This is a genomic window from Streptomyces sp. SID486, from assembly GCF_009865385.1.
GTDB lineage: Bacteria > Actinomycetota > Actinomycetes > Streptomycetales > Streptomycetaceae > Streptomyces.
Genome location: NZ_WWJT01000314.1, coordinates 1 through 1,382, shown reverse-complemented (window position 1 = coordinate 1,382; position 1,382 = coordinate 1). Strand labels below are relative to the sequence as shown.

Genomic DNA, 1,382 nt, shown 5'->3' with positions numbered 1-1,382 from the left:
TCTCGCTGGGCTGGGGCTTCTGGGCCGAACGCAGCGGGATGACGGGCCACTTGGCCCAAACGGATGTACGGCGTATGCGCCGGGCCGGCATCGCCGCCCTCACCTCGGACGAGGGCCTCGCCCTGTTCGACGCCGCGGCGACCCCTTCCACCGCCCCGGCCACCGCGGATGCGGTCCTCCTGCCCATACGCCTCGACCTGCCCGTACTGCGCGCCCAGGCCGCGTCCGGCGTTGTACCGGCGCTTCTGCAGCACCTGCTGCGCATTCCCACCCGGCGCACGGTCGAGGCGTCCGGCGCCGGTACCGGCACCTCCGCGCTCTGGCAGCGCCTGGCCCGGCTGCCCGAGGCCGAACGCGTCGAGGCCCTCAAGACGTTGGTGTGCACCCACGTCGCCGCGGTCCTGGGGCACGCGGACGAGACCGCCGTCGACAGCGACCGCGCGTTCAAGGAGCTGGGCTTCGACTCGTTGACGGCGGTGGAGCTGCGCAACCGGCTGAACACGGCCACCGGGCTGCGGCTTTCGGCGACGCTCGTCTTCGACTACCCCTCGCCGACCGTGCTGGCCCGCCATCTGCTGGCGGAGCTGACGGCGGCGAACGCCACGGACGGCGTCGGCACCGACCGACCGGCGCTCCCGGCCGCCGGGACGGCGACGGCGGTGGACGAGCCGATCGCGATCGTCGCGATGAGCTGCCGCTTCCCGGGCGGCGTACGTACTCCCGAGGAACTGTGGCAGCTCCTGGAGCAGGGTACGGACGCCATGGCCGCGTTCCCGGCCGACCGCGGCTGGGACATCGAGGAACTCTACGAACCCGGTTCGCAGACCCCGGGGAAGATCCATGCCCGCGAGGGTGGTTTCCTGTACGACGCGGGTGATTTCGATCCGGGGTTCTTCGGTGTCTCGCCGCGTGAGGCGTTGGCGATGGACCCGCAGCAGCGGTTGCTGCTGGAGACGTCGTGGGAGGCGTTGGAGCGGGCGGGTATCGATCCGGCGTCGGTGCGCGGCAGCCAGACCGGCGTCTTCGCCGGGATCATGCACCACGACTACGGCCTTCTGCAGGGTCCCGACGGCACCCCCGGTTCCCCGAGCCCGGGCAGCATCGCTTCCGGGCGTATCTCGTACACGTTCGGGTTCGAGGGTCCTGCGGTGACGGTGGACACGGCGTGTTCGTCGTCGCTGGTGGCCCTGCATCTGGCCGTGCAGTCGCTGCGTCAGGGTGAGTGTTCGCTGGCGTTGGCCGGTGGTGTGACGGTGATGGCGACGCCGGCGTTGTTCGTGGAGTTCAGCCGTCAGCGGGGTCTGTCGCCTGACGGCCGGTGCAAGGCGTTCGCCGGGGGTGCGGACGGTACCGGGTTCTCCGAGGGTGCGGGCATGCTGCTG

1 protein-coding gene is annotated in these 1,382 nt (G+C 71.3%); it reads left to right on the top strand.

All coding sequences use genetic code 11. The features are described 5' to 3' along the window. Nucleotides 1-74: 74 nt before the first annotated feature. Nucleotides 75-1,382, top strand: a 1,308-nt coding sequence (locus GT045_RS14640) for a beta-ketoacyl synthase N-terminal-like domain-containing protein (protein WP_345942652.1), incomplete at its 3' end; no start/stop codon positions are given.